This window comes from Streptomonospora salina (assembly GCF_014204715.1).
Taxonomy (GTDB): domain Bacteria; phylum Actinomycetota; class Actinomycetes; order Streptosporangiales; family Streptosporangiaceae; genus Streptomonospora; species Streptomonospora salina.
The window spans coordinates 1,818,131-1,843,544 of the sequence record NZ_JACHLY010000001.1 but is presented as its reverse complement, the minus strand read 5'-3'; the positions used below and the strand labels follow the sequence as shown (position 1 = coordinate 1,843,544).

The following is a 25,414-nucleotide window of genomic DNA, read 5'->3' as shown; positions in this document are numbered from 1 at the left end:
AGCGCGCACGCGCGGTCGGGAGATCGAGGACAGTGACGGACAACGGGGGACAGCGGTACATACCGCCCGATGGTGACCACAACGCCCGAACGGAGACCGCGGACTCGTGGTTCACACCGAGCGGCGACCGCCATCGGACTCAGTCCCAGTACCAGGACAGCTATGACGGCGCCGCCGAGGGGGACGAGCCGGACCGGTCCGGTCCGGCCGGGGCCGACCGCGAGCGGTCGGCGTTTCCCAACAGCGGCGGCTACCCGGGCATGGGAGGCGATCGCCCGGGTATGGCCGAGCCCTACCCTTCGGCGCTGGGCGACCTCGGTCTGCCCGGCGATCGGCGTGGCGCGAGTACCGGGCCGGCGTCGGACGGGCAGGCCCCGCCGCCGTTCACCCGCCCCTATGCCGCGCCCTCCGACGAAGCCGGCCACTCCGGCACCGACGGCGCCGACGGCCAGGAGGGGTCCGTCGGCCGGCCGGCGGACCCGGGCGAGGCTCCCGGAACCGGGTTCCCGCCCGGCGCCGGGTACGCGGAAACCGACGCGCCGGAGCCGGACACCGGCTACGGGCCGGGCAGCACCGGGCCCGGCTACCGCTTGCCGGACACCCCGGCCGCCGCGCCCGGAGACGCTCCGCTGAGTACGGTCGAGGGCGCGGGCGGCTATCCCGGATTCGGCTCCACGGTGCGCGCCGGAACCGGCGGCGCCGCAGACGGGGCTCGGGGAGCACCGCTCGGGGAGCCCCCGGCCGGTGGGGAGTACGCAGCCGGAACGGCCCGGGGCCGGGACAGCGGCGAGTGGCCAGCGGCCGGAGCGGCCCCGTACGGCTCCGGACCCGGCACCGAGCCCTTCCCCGCCGGCGGGCCGGAAGCCGAGGCCGGGACACCCGGCCCGCGGCATCCCTCGGATGCCGCGGGCACCGCCGACGGCGACGCGCCCGGAACCGTTCCGCCCGGCATCCCCTCCGACGTGCGAAGCGACCCGGTCGCCGGCGATGAACCCGGTGGCACCGAACGCCGGACGGAAGGCCCCGGGGGCTACGGTCCCGCCGGGGATCCGTTCGCCGGTACAGGGCCGAGCCCTCTGGGAACCGCGGGCGCCGCCGAGCCCCGTCCGTACTCCGAATCCGGGCGGAGCGCGCCGAGCGCCCCGTCCCCCGGAAGCCCCGGGTGGGATACGGGCCGTCAGCGCCCTGACTCCTATGAGGACTCCGCGGCGGACCCGCCGGGCGCTCCGCCGCCGGCTTCGGCGACCGGGCCGGGGCCCGATCCGTACGGCGACGCCCGCCGCTCGGCGGAGTCCGCGGCCGACCGGGGAACCTCCGCATACGGCGACCGGCGCGCCGACCGCGGCAGTTCCGAGGAGCCGCGGAGGGCGCCGTCCGGCGCCGAGGATCCGGCAGGAGCCGCCGGGCGGTCCCCGGGCTACGGCACCGACTCCGCCGCGGGGGACCCGCGGCGCTACGCCTCCGGGGCCGGCTACCGGCTCGACCCCGACCCCGGATCCGAGCCGCGGCGGGAAACCGGGGACGGCGACCCCTTCGATCCCGCGGGCTCCCGCGGTCCCGGCGACGCGACGCCGGGACCGGACGCCGCGGACGCCTACGGTGACGAGCTGTCCCGTCCCTACTCCCGCTGGATCGGGGCGGACTCCTCCGGTGGGCCGGAGCCCTGGCGGCCGCCGGAACCCTCCGCCCGCCCGTCGGACGCCTTGGGCGACCCGGCACCGGGGCCCGGGACCGGCCAGGACGGCGCCGGGGGCACCGCAAGCGGAAACACCTGGGCCTTCAGCCGCGACGACACCCGGCTGCCCGAGGACGTGCGCCGAACGGTCGAGGAGCAGCGCCGCAAGCGGCGCGACGGCTCGCCCGAGTACACGACCGCCAACCTCACGCGCCAGGAGGACGAGGGCGGATCCCCGGACGGACCCGAGTCCGGGCGGGGCGGCGGCGCGACCGCGCCGTCCCCGGCCGCCGACCTCGGCGACGATCCGCTGGCGGCCATCGCGGCGCAGCAGGCCCGCGCCCGTGCCGCCGATGGGGCGGCCGCGGATCCGGTGACGGACGGCGGTCCCGCCGGCCCGGGGAGTCCGGAACCGGAGGGGTCCGGACCCGTCCGGGCTCCGGCCGGTGACGAGCTGGGCCCGGACCTGCGCGGTCCCTCAAGCCCGCCCGCCGGAGACGAGCTCGGTCCCGACCGGCGCGGCGGCGGCCCCGCTCCCGCGGCCGGTGACGGGGCCTTCCCCGGAGGGCGGTCGGGCGATCCGGCTCCCTACGGCGCCTCCGCCGCGGCCGAGCCGTACGGGCGCCGTGGCGAGTACGAGGAGTCGGGCGAGCACCGTTCCTCCGCCGCCTCCGCCGCAAGCCCCGGATCGGCTCCGGACGGGCCGTGGGAGGCCGAGCGCGGTGCGGCCTTCGACGGATACGGATCCTCCGGTCCGCAGGGCCGGGAACCGGAAGGACCGGGTGCCGACGGCGGGCACGAATCCTCCGGCTCCTTCGCCCGGAGTCATCCCGGCTACTCCGAGTACGCCGATCGGCGCGGCCCGGAATCCGGCCGGGACGGCCTGGCCGGTCCGGGCGCTCCGGACGAGGAGTCGGCCCACCGGCGGCCGGCGGCGGGCGGACCGGACGGGCCCGACACCGCCGCCATGGACCTGCCCGGACCGGGTGCCTACGGCGACGACGCCGGCGCCTACGGGCCGGGCGGTGCCGAGGGCGCGCCCGACGGCGGCGGCGCGGGCTACGACGGGCAGGACCGGGAGGCCCGGTCCTCGCGCGATCCGATCAGGGAGGAGTTCCCCGATTTCGACCGGCCGTTGGGCGGTACGGCCGGCGACGACTACCCCGGTTACGACAACATCGACCACTGGCCCGACACGGCGCCCGAGGCCTCGGCCACACTGTGGCTGGGCATCTCGGCGCTGGTGCCGCTGATCGGACTGCTGACCGGCGTCGCCGCTCTGGTTACGGGTCCGCGCGCCACCCGCGCGATCCGGCGCTCGGAGGACGGGCTGGAAGGACTGAACCTGGTGCGGCTGGGCACGGTCCTGGCGTGGGTCGGAATCGGGCTGTCCCTGCTGGAGACCGCCGTCTACGCGGGGGGCGTCGTCCTTTCCTGAACGTGTGCGCCGGCCGTCTGCGGCGGACGGCCGGCGGGCGGGTGCCCCCCGGTATGGCGAGCGCCACACCGGGGGGCACAGTCGTGTCCGTGCCCGGGCCGGATACCGGCCCTGGCACGGAGATGGTAAGAACGGCCCCACGGATGGGCGATATCCTGCGCAAGCACTCCGCAGAGCCCGTACACTGGAACCGGACCTACGACAGCATGAGGCTGCGGAACGGAGTACCGGAGCTGGCGGTCGCCATTTTGACCTGCTACAGGGCCTTCGGTACTCTATAAATTCGTGCCCGTGAGTCGACGGGTCAGCACGTGCGCACTTTGCGAACGGTATCCGCCGGACTGCGCAGAGCGCGGCGCGTGACACCTCCTCCCAGAGTAACGACCGCAGGGTCGGACGTTATCCGGTTTTCACCATGCTTGGGGTAGATCGCGACACGCCCGGGTTCGGGGGTAGGGGAGGACGGTAAGTCCACCTGGTCACAGGACACATCGGCTAAGAAGAACCGGCGTAGGTCACGAGAAAGACGGAGACGCGGTGCCCACCATCCAGCAGCTGGTCCGCAAGGGCCGACAGGACAAGGTCGCAAAGAACAAGACCCCGGCGCTGAAGGGGAGTCCGCAGCGTCGTGGTGTGTGCACGCGTGTCTACACCACTACGCCCAAGAAGCCGAACTCCGCCCTGCGCAAGGTCGCCCGTGTGCGCTTGAGCAGCGGTACCGAGGTCACGGCCTACATCCCGGGGATCGGACACAACCTCCAGGAGCACTCCATCGTGCTCGTGCGTGGCGGTCGTGTGAAGGACCTGCCGGGTGTGCGGTACCGGATCGTCCGCGGCTCGCTCGACACTCAGGGCGTCCGTAACCGCAAGCAGGCGCGCAGCCGCTACGGCGCTAAGAAGGAGAAGTAAGCATGCCGCGCAAGGGCCCGGCGCCGAAGCGCCAGCTCATCACTGACCCGGTCTACGGATCGCCGCTCGTCACCTCGCTGATCAACAAGGTGCTGCTCGACGGCAAGCGCTCGATCGCGCAGGGCATCGTGTACAAGGCGCTCGAAGGCGCCCAGGAGAAGACCGGCCAGGACCCGCTCGTGGTCCTCAAGCGTGCGCTGGACAACGTGAAGCCCGCCCTTGAGGTGCGCAGCCGCCGGGTCGGCGGCGCCACCTACCAGGTGCCGGTCGAGGTCCGCTCGTCCCGCAGCACGACCCTCGCTCTGCGTTGGCTGGTCCGCTACTCGCGCCAGCGTCGTGAGAAGTCCATGACCGAGCGGCTGATGAACGAACTGGTCGACGCCAGCAACGGACTGGGCGCCAGTGTCAAGCGCCGCGAGGACACCCACAAGATGGCGGAGTCCAACAAGGCCTTCGCTCACTACCGCTGGTAATTCCCGCGGCTTTATCGATACGAGAGACCGAGAGAAGACGAGCCCTCATGGCTACCACTGCTCTTGACCTTGCCAAGGTCCGCAACATCGGGATCATGGCGCACATCGACGCGGGTAAGACCACGACCACCGAGCGCATCCTCTTCTACACCGGCGTGAACTACAAGCTGGGTGAAGTCCATGACGGCGCAGCCACCATGGACTGGATGAAGGAGGAGCAGCAGCGGGGTATCACGATCACGTCCGCGGCTACGACCACCCACTGGAACGACTACACGGTCAACATCATCGACACGCCCGGCCACGTGGACTTCACGGTCGAGGTCGAGCGGTCGCTGCGCGTGCTGGACGGTGCGGTCGCGGTCTTCGACGCCAAGGAAGGCGTCGAGCCCCAGTCGGAGCAGGTGTGGCGCCAGGCCGACCGCTACGGGGTCCCGCGGATCTGCTTCGTGAACAAGATGGACAAGATCGGCGCGGAGTTCCAGCGCTGCGTCGACATGTTCCGCGAGCGCCTCAACACCACTCCGCTGCCGCTGCAGCTGCCGATCGGCGCGGAGTCGGACTTCAAGGGCGTCATCGACCTGGTGCACATGAAGGCGCTGGTCTGGAGCGCGGAGACCAAGCTCGGTGAGATGTACGAGACCGTCGACATCCCCGACACCCACCTCGAGGCCGCCCGTGAGGCGCACGACAAGATGATCGAGACGTTGGCCGAGGCCGACGACGAGATCATGGAGCTCTACCTCGAGGGCGTCGAGCCCACGATCGAGCAGATCAAGCCGGCCATCCGGCGGGCCACGATCGCCGGTACCGCCATCCCGGTGCTGTGCGGCACGGCCTTCAAGAACAAGGGCGTGCAGCCGCTGCTCGACGCCGTGGTCGACTACCTCCCCGCTCCGCTGGACGTCGAGGCCATCGAGGGCCACGACCCCAAGGACGAGAACGAGGCGGCCGAGCTTTCCCGGCGCCCGGATGAGAGCGAGCCGTTCTCGGCTCTGGTCTTCAAGATCATGAGCGACCCCCACCTGGGCAAGCTCACCTACATCCGGGTCTACTCCGGCGTGCTGGAGACCGGGACGCAGGTGCTCAACAGCGTGAAGGGGCGCAAGGAGCGCATCGGCAAGATCTACCGCATGCACTCCAACAAGCGCGAGGAGATCCAGCGCGTGGGCGCCGGCGACATCGTGGCCGTGATGGGTCTGAAGGACACCACCACGGGTGAGACGCTGAGCGACTCCTCTTCGCCGATCGTCCTGGAGTCGATGACGTTCCCGGCCCCGGTCATCGAGGTCGCGATCGAGCCCAAGAGCAAGAGCGATCAGCAGAAGCTGGGCGTAGCGATCCAACGGCTCGTCGACGAGGACCCCTCCTTCCGGGTCGCCACCGACGAAGAGACGGGTCAGACGGTCATCTCCGGCATGGGTGAGCTGCACCTCGAGGTGTTCGTCCACCGCATGCGCGACGAGTTCAAGGTCGAAGCGAATATCGGGCGCCCCCAGGTCGCCTACCGCGAGACCATTCGCAAGAAGATCGAGAAGATCGACTACACCCACAAGAAGCAGACGGGTGGTCAGGGGCAGTTCGGTCGCGTCGTCATCGACCTCGAGCCGCTGCTGGCCGACGACGGCGGCGACAGCGCCGGCTACGAATTCGTCAACAACATCACCGGCGGCCGCATCCCGCGGGAGTACATCCCCTCGGTCGATGCGGGCTGCCAGGAGACTGCCGAGTTCGGCATTCTCGCTGGATACCCTCTTGTGGGGATCAAGGTGACGCTGCAGGACGGCGCCTATCACGACGTCGACTCCTCCGAGCTCGCCTTCAAGGTCGCCGGTTCCATGGCCTTCAAGGAAGCGGCGCGCAAGGCCAAGCCGGTTCTTCTCGAGCCGCTCATGGCGGTGGAGGTCACGACGCCCGAGGACTACATGGGCGACGTGATCGGTGATCTGAACAGCCGGCGCGGCCAGGTCCAGTCGATGGAGGAGCGCTCGGGCACCCGCATCATCAAGGCGCACGTGCCGCTTTCGGAGATGTTCGGCTACGTGGGTGACCTGCGCAGCCGTACCCAGGGGCGAGCCTCGTACACGATGGTGTTCGACTCCTACGCGGAGGTCCCGTCCAACGTCGCAGAAGAGATTGTGGCGAAGGCGCGCGGCGAGTGACCGCGATCGTATCCAGTCCCAGCTAGCAACCATGTACGTCTAGGAGAAATCCAGTGGCGAAGGCCAAGTTCGAGCGGAGCAAGCCGCACGTAAACATCGGCACCATCGGTCACATCGACCACGGTAAGACCACGCTTACCGCCGCGATCACCAAGGTTCTGCACGAGCAGTATCCGGAGCTGAACCCGTTCACGCCCTTCGAGGACATCGACAACGCTCCCGAGGAGCGCGAGCGCGGCATCACCATTTCGGTCGCGCACGTCGAGTACGAGACCGAGCAGCGCCACTACGCCCACGTGGACTGCCCCGGCCACGCCGACTACGTGAAGAACATGATCACGGGTGCGGCGCAGATGGACGGCGCCATCCTGGTCGTGGCCGCCACCGACGGCCCGATGCCGCAGACCAAGGAGCACGTGCTCCTGGCCCGCCAGGTCGGCGTTCCCTACATCGTCGTCGCGCTGAACAAGGCCGACATGGTCGACGACGCCGAGATCTTCGACCTGGTCGAGCTCGAGGTCCGCGAGCTGCTCAACGAGTACGAGTTCCCGGGCGACGACGTTCCGGTCACCAAGGTCTCCGCGCTGAAGTCGATGGAGGGGGACCCCGAGTGGACCCAGAACATCCTCGACCTCATGCACTCCGTTGACGCGAAGATCCCGGACCCGGAGCGCGACATCGACAAGCCGTTCCTGATGCCGATCGAGGACGTCTTCTCGATCACCGGCCGCGGCACGGTCGTCACCGGCCGCGTCGAGCGCGGTGTCATCAACGTGAGCGACACCGTCGACATCGTCGGCATCAAGGACGAGAAGCAGACCACCACCGTCACCGGTGTGGAGATGTTCCGCAAGCTGCTCGACCAGGGCCAGGCCGGCGACAACGTCGGTCTGCTGCTGCGGGGCACCAAGCGCGAGGACGTCGAGCGCGGCCAGGTCATCATCAAGCCGGGCACGACGACCCCGCACACGGAGTTCGAGGCGCAGGTCGTCATCCTGTCCAAGGACGAGGGTGGCCGCCACACGCCCTTCTTCAACAACTACCGGCCGCAGTTCTACTTCCGCACGACCGACGTCACCGGCGTCGTCACGCTGCCGGAGGGCACGGACATGGTCATGCCCGGTGACAACACCGAGATGACCGTTCAGCTCATCCAGCCGGTCGCGATGGAGGAGGGCCTTCGGTTCGCCGTCCGCGAGGGTGGCCGGACCGTCGGCGCGGGCCGAGTGACCAAGATCATCAAGTAGCACGGACGTGCGGGGGCGGTATCCGGCGGCTGCGTCGGATCCGCCCTCGGGGGCGGCCGGAAGTCCCACCGGAATCCGGCCGCCCCCGACATGACCGACGTCATCGGGCTCTGTAGCGGTGATGCGCCTCAGGGGACAGCCCTGTTGCAGATTCTCAGGTGAATAGAGCCACACGAGGGCAAGCCCCTGTGGGGCAGAAGTGCCGGCGCCGTCGGCACAGAGCCTCTACGGACACTAAGCGAAGGACGAAAAGGCCACCATGGCGGGACAGAAGATCCGCATTCGGCTCAAAGCCTATGACCATGAGGTCATCGACAGCTCGGCCCGCAAGATCGTCGAAACCGTGACGCGGACTGGTGCGAGCGTCGCCGGCCCGGTGCCGTTGCCGACGGAGAAGAACGTTTACTGCGTCATCCGCTCGCCGCACAAGTACAAGGACTCGCGCGAGCACTTCGAGATGCGCACGCACAAGCGGCTGATCGACATCATCGACCCGACGCCGAAGACCGTCGATTCGCTTATGCGGCTCGACCTCCCGGCCGGCGTCGACATCGAGATCAAGCTTTAAAGGACGCACTGACATGGCCACCAAGCAGATCACGGGAGTACTGGGCGAGAAGCTCGGCATGACCCAGGTCTTCGACGACGCGGGCAAGATCGTGCCCGTGACGGTTCTGAAGGCCGGTCCGTGCGTCGTTTCGCGCGTCCGTACTCCGGAAACCGATGGCTACTCCGCCATCCAGATCGGTTACGGGAAGATCAACCCGCGCAAGGTGAACAAGCCGCTCGGCGATTACCTGCGCAAGCACGATCTCACCCCGCGCCGCCACTACGTCGAGGTTCGCACCAGCGACGCCGCCGAGTACGAGCTCGGCCAGGAGCTGACGGCCGACACGTTCGAGCCCGGCGGGTACGTCGACGTGACGGGCCGGAGCAAGGGCAAGGGCTTCGCCGGCGGGATGAAGCGCCACGGCTTCCGCGGCCTCAGCGCAACGCACGGCACCCACCGCAAGCACCGGTCGCCCGGCGCGATCGGCGGCTGCGCCACGCCCGGGCGCGTGTTCAAGGGCACGAAGATGGCCGGGCGGATGGGCAACGTCCGCAAGACCATCCAGAACCTGTTCGTCCACTCCGTGGATGCGGACAAGGGTCTGATCCTGGTCAAGGGCTCGGTGCCCGGTCCGAACGGCGGACTGGTGCTCGTCCGCACCGCCGTGAAGGAGGGCAATTAAGCCATGGCGCCGACCATCCAGGTGAAGGACGCCCAGGGCAAGGCTGGCCGTAGCGTCGAGCTGCCCGAGGCGATCTTCGACCAGCAGGTGAACATTCCGCTCATGCACCAAGTGGTGCTGGGCCAGGAAGCCGCGGCCCGCCAGGGCACGCACGCCACCAAGACCCGCGGCATGACCCGCGGCGGCGGCAAGAAGCCCTACCGGCAGAAGGGCACCGGCCGCGCGCGGCAGGGCTCGACCCGCGCCCCGCAGTTCGTCGGCGGCGGCACGGTCCACGGCCCCCAGCCGCGCGACTACAGCCAGCGGACCCCCAAGAAGATGAAGGCCGCCGCGCTGCGGGCCGCGCTCTCCGACCGCGTCCGCCACGACCGCGTCCACATCGTCAGCGGGTTCGTGGGTGAGGACGTCGCGAGCAAGCGCACGCAGACCGCGCTGAAGGCCTTGCGGCAGATCACCGAATCGGACAAGGTCCTCGTAGTGCTGGACCGCGAGGACGAGGCCAACTGGCTCGCCCTGCGCAACCTGCCCGAGGTGCACATCCTCGACGCCGACCAGGTGAACACCCGCGACGTGCTCTACGCCGACGACGTGGTCTTCACCGAGAGCGGCTACGAGGCGTTCCTGGCTCACGCTCAGGGCACCGCCAAGGCGGCCCGTGAGGAGTCGCAGGAGGAGGACCAGTGAAGATCCCCGACCCTCGGGACATCATCATCGAGCCGGTGATCTCCGAGAAGAGCTACGGGCTGATGGACCAGAACGCCTACACGTTCCTGGTGCAGCCCACGGCCAACAAGACGCAGATCAAGATCGCGGTGGAGAAGATCTTCGACGTGAAGGTCACCAGCGTGAACACGATCAACCGTCCCGGCAAGCGCAAGCGCACCCGGTTCGGGTACGGCAAGCGCCCCGACACCAAGCGGGCGATCGTGAGCCTGCGCGACGGCGACCGGATCGACATTTTCGGGGCCTGATCGGTGCGCCGCTCCGGCGTTCCGTCCCCGAACGATCGCAACGAGTAACACGTAAAGGAATGCGCGAATAAGATGGGCATTCGTAAGTACAAGCCGACCTCTCCGGGTCGCCGCGGCGGAAGCGTGGCCGACTTCGTGGAGATCACGCGCGACCACCCGGAGAAGTCGCTGGTGCGGCCCCTCCACTCCAAAGGCGGGCGCAACCAGAAGGGCCGGATCACCACTCGCCACCAGGGCGGGGGGCACAAGCGGGCCTACCGCGTGATCGATTTCCGTCGCCACGACAAGGACGGCGTCCCCGCCAAGGTCGCCCACATCGAGTACGACCCGAACCGCACCGCGCGTATCGCGCTGCTGCACTACGTGGACGGCGAGAAGCGCTACATCCTGGCGCCCGCCGGCCTCAAGCAGGGCAACCGCGTGGAGAACGGCCCCAACTCCGACATCAAGCCGGGCAACTGCCTCCCGCTGCGCAACATCCCCACGGGTACGTTCGTGCACGCGGTCGAGCTGAAGCCCGGCGGCGGCGCGAAGCTGGGCCGGTCGGCCGGGTCGCAGATCCAGCTGCTGGCCAAGGAAGGCGCCTTCGCCACGCTGCGCATGCCGTCCGGCGAGATGCGCCAGGTCGAGGTGACCTGCCGAGCGACCGTCGGCCAGGTGGGCAACGCCGAGCAGTCCAACATCAGCTGGGGCAAGGCCGGCCGCAGCCGGTGGAAGGGCAAGCGCCCGACCGTTCGCGGTGTGGCCATGAACCCGGTCGACCACCCGCTCGGCGGTGGCGAGGGCAAGAGCTCGGGCGGCCGGCACCCGGTCACCCCCTGGGGGCAGCCCGAGGGCCGTACCCGTAGGCCGAACAAGCCCAGTGACCGGCTCATCGTGCGTCGGCGTAGCAAGAAGAAGCGGTAAGGAGCACGTCCGATGCCACGTAGCCTGAAGAAGGGTCCCTTCGTCGACGACCACCTGTTCAAAAAGGTGGAGACGCAGAACGAGAAGGGCACCAAAAACGTCATCAAGACGTGGTCGCGGCGGTCCATGGTGGTTCCCGACATGATCGGGCACACCATCGCCGTCCACGACGGCCGCAAGCACATCCCGGTGTTCATCTCCGAGTCGATGGTCGGTCACAAGCTCGGCGAGTTCGCTCCCACGCGCACTTTCCGCAGCCACGTCAAGGAAGACCGCCGTAGCCGCCGCTAGCGGTTGCAGTAGGAGTAAGAGCCATTTCCCCACGGTGCGTGGGGGTGATTTCCGTGAGCGAGGGAAAAGCGATGGGAACGAGGGCACAGGCACGGTTCATCCGTGTTACGCCCCGAAAGGCCCGCCGGGTGGTGGACCTTATTCGCGGGTTGCCCGCTGACGAGGCACAGGCGGTGCTCCGGTTCGCGCCGCAGGCGGCGAGTGAACCGGTGGGCAAGGTGCTCGCGAGCGCCATCGCCAATGCCGAGCACAACGACAAGCTGGACCGCGAGACGCTGGTGGTCGGCGGCGCTTGGGTGGACGAAGGTCCGACCCTGAAGCGCATCCAGCCGCGCGGCTTCGGCCGTGCGTTCCGGGTCAACAAGCGGACGAGCCACATCACCGTGGTCGTTGAGCCGCGCGAGACCGCGGGCGCCTCGTCGGCCAAGACGAAGGAGAGGACCCGATAGTGGGGCAGAAAATCAACCCGCACGGGTTCCGGCTCGGTGTAACCACCGACTACAAGACCCGGTGGTATGCCGACAAGCTGTACAAGGACTACGTCAAGGAAGACGTGGCCATCCGCCGGATGCTGAACCGCGGCATGGAGCGCGCCGGGATCTCCAAGGTCGAGATCGAGCGCACTCGTGAGCGGGTCCGCGTCGACATCCACACCGCCCGGCCGGGCATCGTGATCGGCCGCCGCGGTTCGGAAGCCGACCGCATCCGTGCCGACCTGGAGAAGCTGACGAACCAGAAGCAGGTTCAGCTCAACATTCTCGAGGTCAAGAACCCGGAGACCGACGCTCAGCTCGTCGCTCAGGGTGTGGCGGAGCAGCTGTCCAGCCGAGTCGCGTTCCGTCGGGCGATGCGCAAGGCCATGCAGAGTGCGATGAAGAGCGGCGCCAAGGGCATCCGCATCCAGTGCGGCGGCCGCCTCGGCGGTGCCGAGATGTCGCGTTCGGAGTTCTACCGCGAGGGCCGCGTGCCCCTGCACACGCTCCGTGCCGACATCGACTACGGCTTCTTCGAGGCCCGCACGACCTTCGGCCGGATCGGCGTGAAGGTCTGGATCTACAAGGGCGACGCTCCCGCGACCCGCGCCGAGCGCGAGGCGGCCCAGGCCGCACAGCGCGCCCCCGGCGGCAGTGGCGGTGGCGGCGGCGGTGGCCAGGGCCAGCGCCGTGAGCGCCCGGGACGCCGCCGCCGCGGCGGGCAGGGCCAGGGATCCGAGGCCAAGGCCGGCGCCGAGTCGGGCCAGGGCGCGGACAAGTCCGGGAACGAGGGGAGCTGACCGATGCTGATTCCCCGCAAGATCAAGTACCGCAAGCAGCACCATCCCGACCTCACGGGCCGGGCCAAGGGCGGCACGAAGGTCAACTTCGGTGAGTTCGGTATCCAGGCGCTGGGTTCGGCCTACGTCACCAACCGGCAGATCGAGGCCGCACGTATCGCCATGACGCGGCACATCCGCCGTGGCGGCAAGGTGTGGATCAACATCTTCCCGGACCGGCCGATCACCAAGAAGCCGGCCGAGACCCGCATGGGTTCCGGCAAGGGTTCGCCCGAGTGGTGGGTGGCGCCGGTCAAGCCCGGGCGCGTCATGTTCGAGCTGTCGGGAGTTCCGGAGCCGGTCGCCAAGGAGGCCATGCGCCGGGCGATGCACAAGCTCCCTATGAAGTGCAAGTTCGTGAAGCGCGAAGTGGAGGTGTGATGGCTAAGTCCCTGACCGCCCAGGAGCTGCGCGGCCAGTCCGTCGAGGACCTGGTCGGCAAGCTCAAGGAGGCGAAGGAGGAGCTGTTCAACCTCCGCTTCCAGGCCGCCACCGGGCAGCTGGACAACCACAGCCGGCTGCGCACCGTGAAGCGTGAGATCGCTCGGATCTACACGGTCATGCGCGAGCACGAGCTCGGAATCATGCCGCTGACCGGTGAGTCGGCTGAGAAGACGAAGGAAGCAGCCGAATGAGCGAGACCACGCAGAGCTCGACGCGGAATTACCGCAAGGTGCGCGAGGGCTACGTCGTCAGCGACAAGATGTCGAAGACCGTGGTCGTCGAGGTGGAAGACCGTATGAAGCACTCGCTTTACGGCAAGGTCATCCGCCGCACGACCAGGTACAAGGCCCACGACGAGGGCGAGAACTGCGGCGTCGGCGACCGGGTCCGCCTGATGGAGACCCGGCCGATGTCCGCAACCAAGCGCTGGCGCGTCGTGGAGATCCTGGAGAAGGCCAAGTAGCCCCGGAACCGGCGGTCGGTTCGTGGAGATCGGCTGCCCCAGGGGTGTTGTGACCACCTAGCAGCGCGAGGCCGGCGGGCCGCGCGCGCATATATCAGGAGAAGACGTGATTCAGCAGGAGTCGCGACTCAAGGTCGCCGACAACACGGGGGCCAAGGAAATCTTGACCGTCCGTGTCCTCGGCGGCTCGGGTCGGCGCTACGCGGGCATCGGCGACACCATCGTGGCGACGGTGAAGGACGCCCTCCCCGCCGCGGGCGTAAGGAAGGGCGATGTCGTCAAGGCCGTGATCGTGCGCACCTCAAAGGAGCGCCGCCGGCCCGACGGCTCCTACATCCGCTTCGATGAGAACGCGGCCGTGCTCATCAAGGACGGTGGGGACCCGCGCGGTACCCGCATCTTCGGCCCGGTCGGGCGCGAGCTGCGGGACAAGAAGTACATGCGCATCATCTCGCTAGCGCCGGAGGTGCTCTAGGCGATGAAGATCAAGAAGGACGACGAGGTCGTCGTCATCGCCGGCAAGGACAAGGGTGCCACCGGGAAGGTCGTCAAGGCCCTGCCCCGGGAGCAGCGTGTCGTCGTCGAGGGCGTCAACCTCATCAAGAAGCACAAGCGGGCGAACCCGGCGGGCGGCCAGCAGGGTGAGGTCGTCACCATGGAGGCTCCCATCCACGTGAGCAACGTCGCGGTCGTGGAGGACGGCAAGGCCACCCGCGTCGGCTACCGCTTCGAGGAAGACGGAACCAAGGTTCGGGTCTCCCGCCGTACCGGTAAGGACATCTCATGACGGTCGACACCGAGACCTCCGCTCCGCAGGCCCCGGCGATGCCGCGGCTGAAGGAGAAGTACCGCTCCGAGATCATCCCGGCTCTGCGCGACGAGTTCGAGATCCGCAACATCATGCAGGTTCCCGGTCTCACCAAGATCGCGGTGAACATGGGTGTGGGCGACGCCGCGCGCGATGCCAAGCTGATCCAGGGCGCTGTCAACGACCTGTCGCTGATCACCGGACAGAAGCCGCGGGTCAACCGCGCGAAGAACTCCATCGCGCAGTTCAAGCTGCGCGAGGGCATGCCGATCGGCGTCAGCGCGACGCTGCGCGGCGACCGGATGTGGGAGTTCCTCGACCGGCTGCTCTCCCTGGCCCTGCCCCGGATCCGCGACTTCCGCGGGCTTTCGCCCAAGCAGTTCGACGGGCGCGGGAACTACACCTTCGGGCTGACCGAGCAAGTGATGTTCCACGAGATCGACCCCGACCGGGTCGACCGCCAGCGCGGTATGGACATCACGGTCGTCACGTCGGCGACCAACGACGACGAGGGGCGCAGCCTGCTGAAGCAGCTCGGCTTCCCCTTCAAGGAGTCCTAGGGGAGAGCATGGCTAAGAAGGCACTGATCGCCAAGGCGAACCGGAAGCAGAAGTACAGCGTTCGCGCATATACTCGGTGCTCGCGGTGCGGGCGCGCGCGAGCCGTCTTCAGGAAGTTCGGCCTCTGCCGTATCTGCTTCCGCGAGATGGCCCACCGCGGCGAGCTGCCCGGTATCGCCAAGGCGAGCTGGTAGTTCCTCCTGCGCCTGTGCCCGGGGAGCGGCACCGCCGCGAAGGCGGGCCCGGCCCCGGGCACAGGCGCGGCCGCCGGCGAGGCGGCCGCCGGCGTGCGGAGCGGACGTAGGAGACACGGCCCCGGATCCGCCCGGGGCGTGTGCACCACGCAGTACGACATAGAACCGACAGGGCACGGTGCCGGCGATCGGCGCGGTGCCCATGACCACGCCGTAGGTCCTAGAGGAACCCGCGTCCGGCGCGGGAACAGGTCTTGAAGGGAAAGGCCTGTCCTTGGGGAAACCGCGGTGAGGAAGGGCCTATCGGCCATGACGATGACCGACCCGATCGCAGACATGCTTACACGTCTGCGAAACGCGAATTCGGCTTACCACGACACCGTGGTGATGCCGTATTCCAAGATCAAGGCGCACATCGCCGAGATCCTCCAGCAGGAGGGCTTCGTGCAGGGCTGGCGCAGCGAGGAGGCCGCCGTGGGCAAGAGCCTGGTGGTCGACCTCAAGTACGGGCCCACGCGCGAGCGCTCCATCGCCGGCGTGCGGCGGGTTTCCAAGCCCGGCCTGCGCGTCTACGCGAAGAAGGACAACCTTCCGCGCGTGCTGGGCGGCCTCGGCGTCGCCATCATTTCGACGTCCGGCGGCCTGATGACCGATAAGCAGGCCAAGAAGCGCGGCGTGGGCGGCGAAGTCCTCGCCTACGTCTGGTAGAAGGGGAGGGATTTCGTCATGTCGCGTATTGGTCGACGGCCGATCTCGGTTCCCAAGGGCGTCGAGGTCACCATCGACGGGCAGGACGTCAAGGTCAAGGGGTCGAAGGGCGAGCTGGGCCACCGGGTTCCCGAGCCGATCACGATCGGCTGGGAGGACGACGAGCTCCACGTGAACCGGCCCGACGACAAGCCGGACAACCGCTCGTTGCACGGGCTCACCCGTGCGCTCATCGCCAACCTCATCGAGGGCGTCTCCAACGGCTACACGAAGACGTTGGAGATCCACGGCGTCGGTTACCGCGTCCAGGCCAAGGGCTCCAACCTGGAGTTCGACCTGGGCTACAGCCACCCGATCGTGATGGAGCCGCCCGAAGGCATCACGTTCCGCGTCGAGAAGCCGACCGTGCTGCACGTCGACGGCATCGACAAGCAGCTCGTGGGTCAGGTCGCCTCGAACATCCGCAATCTGCGCCGCCCCGACCCCTACAAGGCCAAGGGCGTGCGGTACCAGGGTGAGCGGGTTCGCCGCAAGGCCGGAAAGGCTGGGAAGAAGTAGTCATGGCTAAGACCACGGCACCGGTCCGCAAGGCCACGGCGAAGCGCGCGACGTCCCGCGCGCGCCGCCACCTTCGGGTCCGGAAGAAGATCTCGGGGACCCCGGAGCGTCCGCGCCTGGTCGTGTTCCGGTCCTCCAAGCACATCGAAGCCCAGATCGTGGACGACACCCGGCACCACACGATGGTGGCGGCCTCCACGTTGGACCGCGACATCCGCGGCGGCGAAGGCACCAAGTCCGACAAGTCCCGCCAGGTCGGCGAGCTGCTCGCGCAGCGCGCCAAGGACGCGGACGTCTCGTCGGTGGTGTTCGACCGCGGCGGTTACCGCTACCACGGCCGTATCGCCGCGCTGGCCGACGGCGCGCGCGCCGGCGGACTGGAGTTCTGATGAACCCGGTCGCAAGCATTTTCACCAATGAGAAGAGGAACCACTGATGGCTGCAGCTCCGCGGCGCGGCGCCGGTGGCGAGCGGCGTGACCGCCGCGACGATCGCCGCGGCGGCGCCGCAGACAAGGGTGTCTCCTACATCGAAAAAGTCGTGACCATCAACCGGGTCGCCAAGGTGGTCAAGGGCGGTCGTCGCTTCAGCTTCACCGCCCTGGTCGTCGTCGGTGACGGCAACGGCATGGTGGGCGTCGGCTACGGGAAGGCCAAAGAGGTCCCGTCGGCCATCGCCAAGGGCGTCGAGACCGCGAAGAAGAACTTCTTCCGCGTGCCGCGCGTCCAGGGCACGATCACGCACTGGGTTCAGGGCGAGGACGCCGCCGGCGTCGTGCTCCTGCGCCCGGCCGCACCCGGTACCGGTGTCATCGCCGGCGGTCCGGTCCGTGCGGTGCTGGAGTGCGCCGGGATCCACGACGTGCTGAGCAAGTCGCTGGGCTCGTCGAACCCGCTGAACATCGTGCACGCCACCGTTGCGGCGCTGAAGGGTCTCAACCAGCCGGAAGAGATCGCCGCACGGCGGGGGCTGCCCCTGGAGGACGTGGCTCCGGCCGCCATGCTGCGCGCCCGTGCTGAGGCGAAGGCGGGTAACTGACCATGGCCAACAAGCTGAAGATCACCCAGGTCCGTTCCAAGATCGGCGGCAATCAGAAGCAGCGCGACAGCCTGCGTTCGCTGGGACTGCGCCGGATCGGCTCGTCCGTCGTGCGGGCGGACGACCGCGCCGTGCGCGGGCAGATCACCATCGTCGCGCACCTCGTGAACGTCGAGGAGGTTGACGCATGAGCGACTACACGCCCGACGAGCCGGTCAAGCTGCACCACCTGAAGCCGGCCCCGGGGTCCAACAAGGCCAAGATCCGCAAGGGTCGCGGCGAAGCGTCCAAGGGCAAGACGGCGGGCCGCGGAACCAAGGGCACCAAGGCCCGTTCTACGGTTCCGGTCGGCTTCGAGGGCGGGCAGATGCCGCTGATCAAGCGGATCCCGAAGCTCAAGGGCTTCAGCAACGCCCGGTTCAAGACCACTTACCAGGTGGTCAACCTGGACAAGATCGAGGAGCTCTACCCCGAGGGTGGCGAGGTCACCGTCGAGGGCTTGGTCGCCAATGGCGCGGTTCGCAAGAACCAGCTCGTCAAGGTTCTGGGCGAGGGCGAGATCTCGGTGGCGGTCCAGGTGACCGCCGACGCGTTCTCGGCCTCGGCCCGGGAGAAGATCGCCGCGGCCGGTGGCAGCGCCACCGCGCGGTAGGAATGATCGCCGCATCACGCCAGGGGCGCCCACCGGTGCAACCCGCAGAGGGGGAACCGGTGGGCGCCCCTGCGCGTTGATCGGCGGGTTGGGGTAGGTTCGGGGGCGATGCCCGCGTGCCATCGTCCGGGCACTGGGCGTTATGCCCCATGGCCTGGTCGATCCTCATCCCCCCGCGATTGGCTGTTACAGTGCGATACTGCTTGATCGAAGACCCCAGGGTCCCGGGACCCCTCCCGGGGCCGCCGTGCTACGACGATTCTGGATCGGCCGCGATGTCTGGAACCGGTTCCGCCGCCGAAACCTCGCAGGAGGAGACGTGCTAGGTGCGTTCATCCGTGCGTTCCGCACGCCTGACCTCCGCAACAAGCTGCTTTTCACGCTGTTCATCCTGACGGTCTTCCGGCTGGGAGCGGTGATTCCGGCACCGGGCATCAACTCGGCGGCCATCCGCGAGCAGCTGGAGGCCGTCCAAGCGCAGGACTCCAGTGGAGTCTTCGCGCTGCTGAACCTCTTCAGCGGAGGCGCGCTGTTCCAGCTCGCCGTCTTCGCGCTGGGGATCATGCCCTACATCACCGCCAGCATCATCATCAACCTGCTCACGGTGGTGGTGCCGCGGCTTGAAGCTCTGAAGAAGGAGGGGCAGTCCGGCCAGGGCAAGATCACGCAGTACACGCGGTATCTGACCCTGCTGCTGGCGGTCCTGCAGTCCTCGAGCATCGTCGCGATGGCGCGTACCGGGCAGCTGTTCCAGGGCCAGATCCCCGTGAGCACGTACATGCCCAACCAGGATCCGCTGACTCTGGTGACCATCGTCGTCACCATGACCGCGGGTACCGGGCTGATCATGTGGTTCGGTGAGCTGATCACCGAGCGCGGCGTCGGCAACGGCATGTCGCTGCTGATCTTCACCACGGTCGTGGCGGGCTTCCCGTCGGCGATGACCACGATGTTCCAGGAGCAGGAAGCCTGGGTCTTCGGGCTCATCTGCGTGGCGGGCCTCTTCCTCATCGCCGGCGTGGTCTTCATCGAGCAGGCCCAGCGCCGCATCCCGGTGCAGTACGCCAAGCGCATGGTGGGCCGCCGGATGTACGGCGGCAGCTCCACCTACATCCCGCTGAAGGTCAACCAGGCCGGCATCATCCCGGTGATCTTCGCGTCGTCGCTGCTGTACCTGCCGCAGTTGGCCATCGGCCTGATGGGTCAGGACGCCGACAACCCCGTAGCCGACTTCATCAACACCTACTTCATCTCGGGCACGCACCCGGTGTACATGGCGACCTTCTTCGCGATGATCATCGGCTTCGCGTTCTTCTACGTGGCCATCACGTTCAACCCCGCTGAAGTCGCCGACAACATGAAGAAGTACGGTGGGTTCATCCCGGGTATCCGTCCCGGGCGTCCGACCGCCGAGTACCTGGACTTCGTCCTCACCCGGCTGACGACGCCCGGTTCGCTGTACCTCGGGCTGATCGCTCTGCTGCCGATGGTCGCGCTGGGAGCCTCCGGTGCGACACAGAACTTCCCCTTCGGCGGTACGAGCATCCTGATCATGGTCGGTGTCGGGCTGGACACGGTGAAGCAGATCGAGAGTCACCTCCAGCAGCGGAACTACGAAGGTTTCTTGCGATAGTGCGTGCCGTATTGGTGGGACCCCCGGGAGCCGGAAAAGGCACCCAGGCCCAGATCTTGGCGTCCGAATTGTCTATTCCGAAGGTGTCCACAGGCGACATCTTCCGTGCCAACGTCAGCGGTGGTACCGAGCTGGGTAAGCAGGCCAAGGCCTACATGGACCGCGGCGACCTCGTCCCGGACGAGGTCACCAACGCCATGGTCCGCGACAGGCTGAAGGAGGAGGACGCCAAGGACGGCTTCCTCCTCGACGGCTTCCCTCGCAACGTGGCCCAGGCCGAGGTACTGAACAAGATCCTCGACGGTCTGGGCCAGCGGCTCGACGCCGTGGTCGAGCTCAGGGCCGACGAGGAGGAGGTCGTCAAGCGGCTCTCCGGACGGCGGCAGTGCCGCAACTGCAACCACGTGCACCACGTGGAGTTCGAGCCGCCCCGGGCCGAGGGCGTGTGCGACAACTGCGGCGGTGAGCTGTTCCAGCGTGACGACGACCGCGAAGAGGTCGTCCGCCACCGGCTGGAGGTCTACCGCGAGCAGACCGAGCCCTTGGTGGCGTTCTACGAGGACGAGGGCATCCTGGTGGCCATCGACGCCACGGGCGACGTCGACGACGTCACCCGGCGGGCCCAGGCCGCGCTGCGAAGCGGCGTCTGATGTTCCGCAAGGCCCAGCCGGCGGTGCAGCTGAAGACCGCCGCCGAAATCGCGAAGATGCGCGAAGCGGGCAAGGTGGTGGCGCGCACGCTGGATCGGCTGCGCGCCGCCGCCGAGCCCGGCATGAGCACCCTCGACCTCGACGGGATCGCCGAGCGCAGCATCCGCGAGGCCGGCGCCGTGCCCTCGTTCAAGGGCTATTACGGCTTCACCGGCTCCATCTGCGCCTCGGTGAACGAAGAGGTCGTCCACGGCATCCCGCGCGCCTCGAAGGTGCTGGCGGACGGCGACATCATCTCGATCGACTGCGGTGCCATCCTGGACGGCTGGCACGGCGACTCCGCTGTCACGCTCGCGGTGGGCGGGCTCCGCCCGCAGGATGCGCGGCTGATGGAGATCTGCGAGGAAGCCATGTGGCGCGGCATCGCCGAGCTCCGTCCCGGCAACCGCTTGGGCGACATCGGCGCCGCCGTGGACGGCTACATGCGCGAGCAGGGCCGGTTCGGCAACGTGCAGGAGTACGGCGGCCACGGCATCGGGACCGAGATGCACATGGACCCGCACGTGCTCAACTACGGCAAACGGGGCAAGGGCCAGGAGCTCGTCGAGGGCATGTGCCTGGCGATCGAGCCGATGGCCAACGCCGGCGCCCGGCACGTGATGGAGCTGGAGGACGGCTGGACCGTGGTGACCCGCGACGGCGAGCGGTCCTCGCACTTCGAGCATTCGGTGGCCATCACGGCCGACGGTCCGCTGGTGCTGACCGCGCGCACGGAGAACCGGGAGCGGATCGCCGCGATGGGATTTCCCGACCCCGGTTTCGACTGAGGTTCGCGGGCGCTCCCGCGGGCGGGCGCAGCCCGGCACGGGCGGCCCGTCCGTCCGGATCCGGCCGCGGTCGGTCGAGCGTGCGGTTCCGGCGGGATTCCGCGCGGCCCCTGGCCTCCGGCCCGGGTACGGATGCCCGGCCGGTCGCCTACCATTGGCGTCACGGGCGGGTACCCGCCCGTGTGCTCAGGTGCGAGGAGGGCGGGGCGATGCCGGAGTCCTCACCGCGGATGCGGGCTTCCGACACCGACCGGGACCGGGTCGCCAAGCTGCTCCAGCGGCACTTCGCCGAGGGCCGCCTGGAGAACGCGGAGTTCAACAGCCGGCTGGAGAGCGCCTACAACGCGCGCACCCGCGAGGACCTGGTTCCGCTCACCGCGGACCTGCCCGCAGGCGATCTCACCGCGCCGGGGGCGGAAGAGCAGGCGCCTCCACCGCCGCTGGGCGCCGACCGCGGGCTGCTGCGCGACCCCGCACTGGCGATTCCGTGGGCGCTGTGGGGCGGAGTCAACCTGCTGTGCTTCACGATCTGGCTGATCCTGCTTCTGACCGGCGCCACCGCCGGCTACCCGTGGTTCCTCTGGGTGCTGGTGCCGTGGGGTATCGTGATGGTGTTCATCACCCTCGCGCTGGCGGCCGTGAATCGCGGCGGTCCGCAAAGCGGCGGAACCTAGCCTTTCGCGGGCGCGAGCGCGCTCGCCGGGCGTGTGCCGCAGGCGGGCGGGGCGCTGCCGCGGCGTCTGCAGCACCCGCGTGTGCGGGGTAGAATGGCTATGCCCACACTCGGGCTGTTGGGTCGGGCTGCCCGCCTTCGTTCGCGTCGGCTCGCCTGCGCGCGTTGCTGTCGCAGTCGACCTGATCTCTCAGTGTTCGCTATCGCTTCAGCAGTGCCCGGGCGCACAGCTCGGGTCATTCCGTATGTTCCCCGCCGTCGGCGGGGATGATCCCGGTGGAGGATATGGCTAAGAAAGACGGCGCCATCGAAATCGAGGGCTCCGTTATCGAGTCCCTACCCAACGCAATGTTCCGAGTGGAGCTCGACAACGGGCACAAGGTCCTTGCCCACATCAGCGGCAAGATGCGCATGCACTACATCCGCATCCTTCCCGACGACCGCGTCGTCGTGGAGCTGAGCCCGTACGACCTGACGCGCGGGCGCATCGTTTACCGATACAAGTAGTCCGCCGCCGTCGCCGGGCGACCGGCGGTAGCGGCGACGGACGAATTCCATGAGTTCGGAGCCACCATGAAGGTCAAGCCGAGCGTCAAGAAGATCTGCGCCAAGTGCCGGGTGATCCGCCGCCACGGCACGATCATGGTCATCTGCTCGGACCCGCGCCACAAGCAGCGCCAGGGCTGAAGCCCCCGCTGCTCGGCGCGCTCGTGAGCGCAGTGCACTGACGCCCGCATACAGCCCCGCGGTCGGCCGCGGCGGCGTTCTGACAGGCCTGTCCCGATCCCCTCGCAGCGAGGGGAGAACCCCCGGTCGGAGGCCGGGGCCTCGTCGTTTGGGCGACGAGAGGGTGGGACGGGTACAACCTCCGCAACGGAAACCGAGGAGTTCGCCCATATGGCACGCATCGCCGGCGTCGACCTCCCCCGCGAGAAGCGGGTGGAGATCGCTCTCACCTACGTCTACGGGATCGGGCGCACCCGCGCCGTCGAAGCCCTCACCAATGCGGGCGTGAGCCCCGAGACCCGCGTCCACGCGCTGGGCGAGGACGACCTCGTCAAGCTGCGCGACTGGATCGACGCCAACTACCAGGTCGAGGGCGATCTGCGGCGTGAGATCCAAGGCGACATCCGCCGCAAGATGGAGATCGGCAGCTACGAGGGTCTCCGCCACCGCCGCGGCCTGCCGGTGCACGGACAGCGCACGCAGACCAACGCGCGCACCCGCAAGGGCAAGAAGAAGACCGTGGCCGGCAAGAAGAAGGTCGGCAAGAAGTAAGTAGTCCGTCTACTCCGCCGACGTCGCGACCAGGCGACCGGCGACCGCGAACGGACCGATGATCTTGGGAGTTTTCAGGTATGCCGCCTAAGGGCCGTCAGGCAACTCAGCGCAAGGTGCGCCGCAAGGAAAAGAAGAATATTTCCCATGGCCACGCCCACATCAAGAGCACGTTCAACAACACCGTCGTGAGCATCACCGACCCCAACGGCGCGGTGATCTCGTGGGCGAGCTCCGGGCAGGTCGGGTTCAAGGGATCGCGCAAGTCGACCCCCTTCGCCGCGCAGATGGCCGCCGAGGCCGCGGGGCGCCGTGCCCAGGAGCACGGGATGCGCAAGGTCGACGTCTTCGTCAAGGGCCCCGGCTCCGGCCGCGAGACCGCCATCCGCTCCCTCACGGCCACCGGCCTCGAGGTCGGCTCCATCCAGGACGTCACGCCGGTGCCGCACAACGGCTGCCGTCCGCCCAAGCGCCGCCGGGTCTGACTCGGGCGCACGGGAACGCACTGCCTCTCGCGCCCCTCGGGGCGCCGGCGGGCAGGGCAGATCGGGCCCCGCGACCGCGGGGCCGTCCAGTGGCCGTCATATAGCGGGCGGCCCGGGGAAAGGAACCATCCACCATGTTGATCGCTCAGCGTCCGACACTCTCCGAGGAGTCCCTCGGCGAGTTCCGCTCGAAGTTCGTCATCGAACCGCTGGAGCCGGGATTCGGTTACACGATCGGCAACTCGCTGCGCCGCACCCTGCTGTCCTCGATTCCGGGGGCGGCGGTCACCAGCATCCGCATCGAGGGCGTCGAGCACGAGTTCACCACCGTGCCCGGCGTGAAGGAGGATGTCACTGAGATCATCCTCAACCTCAAGGGGCTGGTCATCAGCTCCGAACACGATGAGCCGGTGCTGATGTACCTGCGCAAGCAGGGGCCCGGTGTGGTCACCGCCGCGGACATCGCTCCGCCGGCGGGCGTCGAGGTGCACAACCCCGACCTCCACATCGCGACCCTCACCGGCAAGGGCAAACTGGAGATGGAACTGACGGTCGAGCGCGGCCGCGGCTACGTCTCGGCGACGCAGAACAAGCAGCCGGGCCAGGAGATCGGTCGTATCCCGATCGACTCGATCTACTCGCCGGTCCTGCGTGTCACCTACAAGGTCGAGGCCACCCGCGTCGAGCAGCGCACCGACTTCGACCGGCTGATCGTGGACATCGAGTCCAAGCCCAGCATCCGTCCCCGCGACGCCGTCGCCAGCGCGGGCAAGACCCTGGTCGAGCTGTTCGGCCTGGCGCGTGAGCTGAACGTCGACGCCGAGGGTATCGACATGGGGCCCTCGCCCACGGACGCGGCCCTGGCCGCCGATCTGGCCCTGCCGATCGAGGACCTCAACCTCACGGTGCGGTCCTACAACTGCCTCAAGCGCGAGGGCATCCACTCGGTCGGCGAGCTCGTGGCCCGGTCCGAGCAGGACCTCCTCGACATCCGCAACTTCGGCGCGAAGTCGATCGAAGAGGTCAAGCAGAAGCTCATCGACATGGGCCTGTCGCTGAAGGACTCCCCGCCCGGATTCGACCCGAGCACCGCGGCCGACTCCTACGGCGCGGAGGAGGACGACGACGACGAGGCCTTCGTCGAGACCGAGCAGTACTGATAGACCTTCCTCGCAAGGTCGGCCGCCCCGCCCGCCGAGGTGCGGCGGCCGACCGGCACCACTAGGAGAACGACACAATGCCCACGCCGACCAAGGGGCCCCGTCTCGGGGCCGGCCCGACACATGAGCGGCACATGCTGGCGAATCTGGCGACGTCGCTGTTCCAGCACGGCCGGATCAAGACGACCGAGACCAAGGCCAAGCGTCTGCGTCCCTACGCCGAGAAGCTCATCACCCTCGGCAAGCGCGGGGACCTGCACGCCCGGCGCCAGGTGCTGACCAAGATCACCGACAAGGCTGTCGTGCACGAGCTGTTCACGGTGATCGGCCCGCGCTACGAGAACCGGCCCGGCGGCTACACCCGTATCACCAAGATCGGGCCGCGCAAGGGCGACAACGCCCCGATGGCCGTGATCGAGCTGGTCGAGGCCGGCCCGGCCACGCCGCCGGCCGCGACCCGCCAGGCGGCCGAGGCCGCCGCGCAGGCCGCCGCCGCGGAGACGGCTCCGGCCGAGTCCGAGTCCGGGGCCGACAGTGCCGAGTCCGGCGAGGACACGGCCGCGGCCCAGGAGCCGGAGGGCGCCGAGAAGCCCGCCGACTCCGCCGAGGACGAGAAGTAGCGAAGCGGCGGATCCCGCCGCAGAGCGTCTCCAGGTGCCCGGATCCC

General features: G+C 68.6%; 36 protein-coding genes. All 36 read left to right on the top strand.

What is annotated here, in order from left to right:
• Positions 1-32 precede the first annotated feature (32 nt).
• The 36 genes from HNR25_RS08255 (at position 33) to rplQ (ending at position 25,367) form a co-directional block, all read left to right on the top strand.
• On the top strand, positions 33-3,113 hold the full coding sequence (locus HNR25_RS08255) for a hypothetical protein (protein ID WP_184634094.1): 3,081 nt from the start codon (positions 33-35) through the stop codon (positions 3,111-3,113).
• Positions 3,114-3,650: 537 nt separating this feature from the next.
• Positions 3,651-4,022: a 30S ribosomal protein S12 gene (gene rpsL, locus HNR25_RS08250; RefSeq protein WP_184634093.1), complete on the top strand. Its 372-nt coding sequence runs from the start codon at positions 3,651-3,653 to the stop codon at positions 4,020-4,022.
• A gap of 2 nt (positions 4,023-4,024) precedes the next feature.
• A complete protein-coding gene (rpsG, locus tag HNR25_RS08245; protein ID WP_184634092.1) occupies positions 4,025-4,495 on the top strand; it encodes a 30S ribosomal protein S7 in 471 nt (156 codons plus the stop codon).
• 47 nt (positions 4,496-4,542) lie between these two features.
• A complete protein-coding gene (gene fusA, locus HNR25_RS08240; protein ID WP_184634091.1) occupies positions 4,543-6,657 on the top strand; it encodes an elongation factor G in 2,115 nt (704 codons plus the stop codon).
• A 53-nt stretch (positions 6,658-6,710) separates the two neighbouring features.
• Entirely contained in the window at positions 6,711-7,904 is a 1,194-nt protein-coding gene (tuf, locus tag HNR25_RS08235) for an elongation factor Tu (protein ID WP_184634090.1), read from the top strand.
• 259 nt (positions 7,905-8,163) lie between these two features.
• Positions 8,164-8,472, top strand: a complete 309-nt coding sequence (rpsJ, locus tag HNR25_RS08230) for a 30S ribosomal protein S10 (RefSeq protein WP_017621536.1) — start codon at positions 8,164-8,166, stop codon at positions 8,470-8,472.
• 13 nt (positions 8,473-8,485) lie between these two features.
• Positions 8,486-9,136, top strand: a complete 651-nt coding sequence (gene rplC, locus HNR25_RS08225) for a 50S ribosomal protein L3 (RefSeq protein WP_184634089.1) — start codon at positions 8,486-8,488, stop codon at positions 9,134-9,136.
• Positions 9,137-9,139: 3 nt separating this feature from the next.
• Positions 9,140-9,820 (top strand): 50S ribosomal protein L4, encoded by a 681-nt coding sequence (gene rplD / locus HNR25_RS08220; RefSeq protein WP_184634088.1) that lies wholly within the window; start codon positions 9,140-9,142, stop codon positions 9,818-9,820.
• Entirely contained in the window at positions 9,817-10,107 is a 291-nt protein-coding gene (rplW, locus tag HNR25_RS08215) for a 50S ribosomal protein L23 (RefSeq protein ID WP_184634087.1), read from the top strand. Before rplD ends, rplW begins: the two co-directional genes overlap by 4 nt.
• A 72-nt stretch (positions 10,108-10,179) precedes the next feature.
• Positions 10,180-11,013: a 50S ribosomal protein L2 gene (gene rplB, locus HNR25_RS08210; RefSeq protein ID WP_184634086.1), complete on the top strand. Its 834-nt coding sequence runs from the start codon at positions 10,180-10,182 to the stop codon at positions 11,011-11,013.
• Between the two features lie 12 nt (positions 11,014-11,025).
• Complete coding sequence (gene rpsS, locus HNR25_RS08205; RefSeq protein ID WP_184634085.1) at positions 11,026-11,304, top strand: 30S ribosomal protein S19; 279 nt, start codon at positions 11,026-11,028, stop codon at positions 11,302-11,304.
• Between the two features lie 71 nt (positions 11,305-11,375).
• Entirely contained in the window at positions 11,376-11,753 is a 378-nt protein-coding gene (rplV, locus tag HNR25_RS08200) for a 50S ribosomal protein L22 (protein WP_184638988.1), read from the top strand.
• Complete coding sequence (gene rpsC, locus HNR25_RS08195; RefSeq protein ID WP_184634084.1) at positions 11,753-12,577, top strand: 30S ribosomal protein S3; 825 nt, start codon at positions 11,753-11,755, stop codon at positions 12,575-12,577. Before rplV ends, rpsC begins: the two co-directional genes overlap by 1 nt.
• A gap of 3 nt (positions 12,578-12,580) precedes the next feature.
• A complete protein-coding gene (gene rplP / locus HNR25_RS08190) occupies positions 12,581-12,997 on the top strand; it encodes a 50S ribosomal protein L16 (protein WP_184634083.1) in 417 nt (138 codons plus the stop codon).
• Positions 12,997-13,251, top strand: coding sequence for a 50S ribosomal protein L29 (gene rpmC / locus HNR25_RS08185; protein WP_040274920.1), 255 nt, complete (start codon positions 12,997-12,999; stop codon positions 13,249-13,251). The genes rplP and rpmC overlap by 1 nt, the downstream gene beginning before the upstream one ends.
• Positions 13,248-13,523, top strand: a complete 276-nt coding sequence (rpsQ, locus tag HNR25_RS08180) for a 30S ribosomal protein S17 (protein ID WP_184634082.1) — start codon at positions 13,248-13,250, stop codon at positions 13,521-13,523. Before rpmC ends, rpsQ begins: the two co-directional genes overlap by 4 nt.
• Before the next feature lie 106 nt (positions 13,524-13,629).
• The gene (gene rplN / locus HNR25_RS08175; protein ID WP_184634081.1) at positions 13,630-13,998 is read left to right on the top strand and encodes a 50S ribosomal protein L14; all 369 of its coding nucleotides are present in this window, start codon (positions 13,630-13,632) and stop codon (positions 13,996-13,998) included.
• Positions 13,999-14,001: 3 nt separating this feature from the next.
• Positions 14,002-14,310, top strand: a complete 309-nt coding sequence (gene rplX / locus HNR25_RS08170; RefSeq protein WP_184634080.1) for a 50S ribosomal protein L24 — start codon at positions 14,002-14,004, stop codon at positions 14,308-14,310.
• Positions 14,307-14,891 (top strand): 50S ribosomal protein L5, encoded by a 585-nt coding sequence (gene rplE / locus HNR25_RS08165; protein ID WP_184634079.1) that lies wholly within the window; start codon positions 14,307-14,309, stop codon positions 14,889-14,891. Before rplX ends, rplE begins: the two co-directional genes overlap by 4 nt.
• Before the next feature lie 8 nt (positions 14,892-14,899).
• Entirely contained in the window at positions 14,900-15,085 is a 186-nt protein-coding gene (locus HNR25_RS08160; protein WP_184634078.1) for a type Z 30S ribosomal protein S14, read from the top strand.
• Positions 15,086-15,394: 309 nt separating this feature from the next.
• Positions 15,395-15,793: a 30S ribosomal protein S8 gene (gene rpsH / locus HNR25_RS08155; RefSeq protein ID WP_184634077.1), complete on the top strand. Its 399-nt coding sequence runs from the start codon at positions 15,395-15,397 to the stop codon at positions 15,791-15,793.
• Positions 15,794-15,811: 18 nt separating this feature from the next.
• A complete protein-coding gene (gene rplF / locus HNR25_RS08150; RefSeq protein ID WP_184634076.1) occupies positions 15,812-16,351 on the top strand; it encodes a 50S ribosomal protein L6 in 540 nt (179 codons plus the stop codon).
• Positions 16,352-16,353: 2 nt separating this feature from the next.
• Positions 16,354-16,740, top strand: coding sequence for a 50S ribosomal protein L18 (rplR, locus tag HNR25_RS08145; protein WP_184634075.1), 387 nt, complete (start codon positions 16,354-16,356; stop codon positions 16,738-16,740).
• Positions 16,741-16,786: 46 nt separating this feature from the next.
• A complete protein-coding gene (gene rpsE, locus HNR25_RS08140) occupies positions 16,787-17,389 on the top strand; it encodes a 30S ribosomal protein S5 (RefSeq protein WP_184634074.1) in 603 nt (200 codons plus the stop codon).
• A gap of 2 nt (positions 17,390-17,391) precedes the next feature.
• Entirely contained in the window at positions 17,392-17,580 is a 189-nt protein-coding gene (rpmD, locus tag HNR25_RS08135) for a 50S ribosomal protein L30 (RefSeq protein ID WP_184634073.1), read from the top strand.
• Positions 17,577-18,041 carry a 50S ribosomal protein L15 gene (gene rplO / locus HNR25_RS08130; RefSeq protein ID WP_184634072.1) on the top strand — a complete coding sequence of 155 codons (465 nt, stop codon included), beginning with the start codon at positions 17,577-17,579 and terminating at the stop codon, positions 18,039-18,041. Before rpmD ends, rplO begins: the two co-directional genes overlap by 4 nt.
• 319 nt (positions 18,042-18,360) lie before the next feature.
• Positions 18,361-19,674: a preprotein translocase subunit SecY gene (gene secY / locus HNR25_RS08125; RefSeq protein WP_184634071.1), complete on the top strand. Its 1,314-nt coding sequence runs from the start codon at positions 18,361-18,363 to the stop codon at positions 19,672-19,674.
• Entirely contained in the window at positions 19,674-20,324 is a 651-nt protein-coding gene (locus tag HNR25_RS08120) for an adenylate kinase (RefSeq protein ID WP_184634070.1), read from the top strand. Before secY ends, HNR25_RS08120 begins: the two co-directional genes overlap by 1 nt.
• On the top strand, positions 20,324-21,151 hold the full coding sequence (map, locus tag HNR25_RS08115; protein ID WP_184634069.1) for a type I methionyl aminopeptidase: 828 nt from the start codon (positions 20,324-20,326) through the stop codon (positions 21,149-21,151). The genes HNR25_RS08120 and map overlap by 1 nt, the downstream gene beginning before the upstream one ends.
• 209 nt (positions 21,152-21,360) lie before the next feature.
• Positions 21,361-21,825: a DUF1707 domain-containing protein gene (locus tag HNR25_RS08110; RefSeq protein WP_184634068.1), complete on the top strand. Its 465-nt coding sequence runs from the start codon at positions 21,361-21,363 to the stop codon at positions 21,823-21,825.
• Positions 21,826-22,109: 284 nt separating this feature from the next.
• Positions 22,110-22,331, top strand: coding sequence for a translation initiation factor IF-1 (gene infA, locus HNR25_RS08105; RefSeq protein WP_017593374.1), 222 nt, complete (start codon positions 22,110-22,112; stop codon positions 22,329-22,331).
• 66 nt (positions 22,332-22,397) lie between these two features.
• Entirely contained in the window at positions 22,398-22,511 is a 114-nt protein-coding gene (gene rpmJ / locus HNR25_RS08100; protein WP_040274893.1) for a 50S ribosomal protein L36, read from the top strand.
• A 210-nt stretch (positions 22,512-22,721) separates the two neighbouring features.
• Positions 22,722-23,102, top strand: coding sequence for a 30S ribosomal protein S13 (gene rpsM, locus HNR25_RS08095; protein WP_184634067.1), 381 nt, complete (start codon positions 22,722-22,724; stop codon positions 23,100-23,102).
• A gap of 80 nt (positions 23,103-23,182) precedes the next feature.
• Positions 23,183-23,587, top strand: coding sequence for a 30S ribosomal protein S11 (gene rpsK / locus HNR25_RS08090; RefSeq protein ID WP_184634066.1), 405 nt, complete (start codon positions 23,183-23,185; stop codon positions 23,585-23,587).
• A gap of 134 nt (positions 23,588-23,721) precedes the next feature.
• Positions 23,722-24,747, top strand: a complete 1,026-nt coding sequence (locus HNR25_RS08085; RefSeq protein ID WP_184634065.1) for a DNA-directed RNA polymerase subunit alpha — start codon at positions 23,722-23,724, stop codon at positions 24,745-24,747.
• A gap of 77 nt (positions 24,748-24,824) precedes the next feature.
• Positions 24,825-25,367 carry a 50S ribosomal protein L17 gene (gene rplQ, locus HNR25_RS08080; RefSeq protein ID WP_184634064.1) on the top strand — a complete coding sequence of 181 codons (543 nt, stop codon included), beginning with the start codon at positions 24,825-24,827 and terminating at the stop codon, positions 25,365-25,367.
• The last annotated feature ends 47 nt before the right edge of the window (positions 25,368-25,414 follow it).

Excerpts from the sequence above, each read along its gene's own strand:
- rplC (WP_184634089.1), top strand. The coding sequence starts at position 8,486 with ATGGCCACCAAGCAGATCACGGGAGTACTGGGCGAGAAGCTCGGCATG.
- fusA (WP_184634091.1), top strand. The coding sequence starts at position 4,543 with ATGGCTACCACTGCTCTTGACCTTGCCAAGGTCCGCAACATCGGGATC.
- rpmC (WP_040274920.1), top strand. The coding sequence starts at position 12,997 with ATGGCTAAGTCCCTGACCGCCCAGGAGCTGCGCGGCCAGTCCGTCGAG.
- rpsS (WP_184634085.1), top strand. The coding sequence starts at position 11,026 with ATGCCACGTAGCCTGAAGAAGGGTCCCTTCGTCGACGACCACCTGTTC.
- rpmJ (WP_040274893.1), top strand. The coding sequence starts at position 22,398 with ATGAAGGTCAAGCCGAGCGTCAAGAAGATCTGCGCCAAGTGCCGGGTG.
- rplO (WP_184634072.1), top strand. The coding sequence starts at position 17,577 with ATGAGCGACTACACGCCCGACGAGCCGGTCAAGCTGCACCACCTGAAG.
- rplQ (WP_184634064.1), top strand. The coding sequence starts at position 24,825 with ATGCCCACGCCGACCAAGGGGCCCCGTCTCGGGGCCGGCCCGACACAT.
- rplV (WP_184638988.1), top strand. The coding sequence starts at position 11,376 with ATGGGAACGAGGGCACAGGCACGGTTCATCCGTGTTACGCCCCGAAAG.
- rplE (WP_184634079.1), top strand. The coding sequence starts at position 14,307 with ATGACGGTCGACACCGAGACCTCCGCTCCGCAGGCCCCGGCGATGCCG.
- infA (WP_017593374.1), top strand. The coding sequence starts at position 22,110 with ATGGCTAAGAAAGACGGCGCCATCGAAATCGAGGGCTCCGTTATCGAG.
- rpmD (WP_184634073.1), top strand. The coding sequence starts at position 17,392 with ATGGCCAACAAGCTGAAGATCACCCAGGTCCGTTCCAAGATCGGCGGC.
- rplB (WP_184634086.1), top strand. The coding sequence starts at position 10,180 with ATGGGCATTCGTAAGTACAAGCCGACCTCTCCGGGTCGCCGCGGCGGA.
- rpsG (WP_184634092.1), top strand. The coding sequence starts at position 4,025 with ATGCCGCGCAAGGGCCCGGCGCCGAAGCGCCAGCTCATCACTGACCCG.
- HNR25_RS08110 (WP_184634068.1), top strand. The coding sequence starts at position 21,361 with ATGCCGGAGTCCTCACCGCGGATGCGGGCTTCCGACACCGACCGGGAC.
- rpsE (WP_184634074.1), top strand. The coding sequence starts at position 16,787 with ATGGCTGCAGCTCCGCGGCGCGGCGCCGGTGGCGAGCGGCGTGACCGC.
- rplD (WP_184634088.1), top strand. The coding sequence starts at position 9,140 with ATGGCGCCGACCATCCAGGTGAAGGACGCCCAGGGCAAGGCTGGCCGT.
- rpsK (WP_184634066.1), top strand. The coding sequence starts at position 23,183 with ATGCCGCCTAAGGGCCGTCAGGCAACTCAGCGCAAGGTGCGCCGCAAG.
- HNR25_RS08160 (WP_184634078.1), top strand. The coding sequence starts at position 14,900 with ATGGCTAAGAAGGCACTGATCGCCAAGGCGAACCGGAAGCAGAAGTAC.
- rplR (WP_184634075.1), top strand. The coding sequence starts at position 16,354 with ATGGCTAAGACCACGGCACCGGTCCGCAAGGCCACGGCGAAGCGCGCG.
- rplF (WP_184634076.1), top strand. The coding sequence starts at position 15,812 with ATGTCGCGTATTGGTCGACGGCCGATCTCGGTTCCCAAGGGCGTCGAG.
- map (WP_184634069.1), top strand. The coding sequence starts at position 20,324 with ATGTTCCGCAAGGCCCAGCCGGCGGTGCAGCTGAAGACCGCCGCCGAA.
- rplX (WP_184634080.1), top strand. The coding sequence starts at position 14,002 with ATGAAGATCAAGAAGGACGACGAGGTCGTCGTCATCGCCGGCAAGGAC.
- rpsM (WP_184634067.1), top strand. The coding sequence starts at position 22,722 with ATGGCACGCATCGCCGGCGTCGACCTCCCCCGCGAGAAGCGGGTGGAG.
- rpsH (WP_184634077.1), top strand. The coding sequence starts at position 15,395 with ATGACGATGACCGACCCGATCGCAGACATGCTTACACGTCTGCGAAAC.
- HNR25_RS08085 (WP_184634065.1), top strand. The coding sequence starts at position 23,722 with ATGTTGATCGCTCAGCGTCCGACACTCTCCGAGGAGTCCCTCGGCGAG.
- rpsJ (WP_017621536.1), top strand. The coding sequence starts at position 8,164 with ATGGCGGGACAGAAGATCCGCATTCGGCTCAAAGCCTATGACCATGAG.
- rpsQ (WP_184634082.1), top strand. The coding sequence starts at position 13,248 with ATGAGCGAGACCACGCAGAGCTCGACGCGGAATTACCGCAAGGTGCGC.
- rplP (WP_184634083.1), top strand. The coding sequence starts at position 12,581 with ATGCTGATTCCCCGCAAGATCAAGTACCGCAAGCAGCACCATCCCGAC.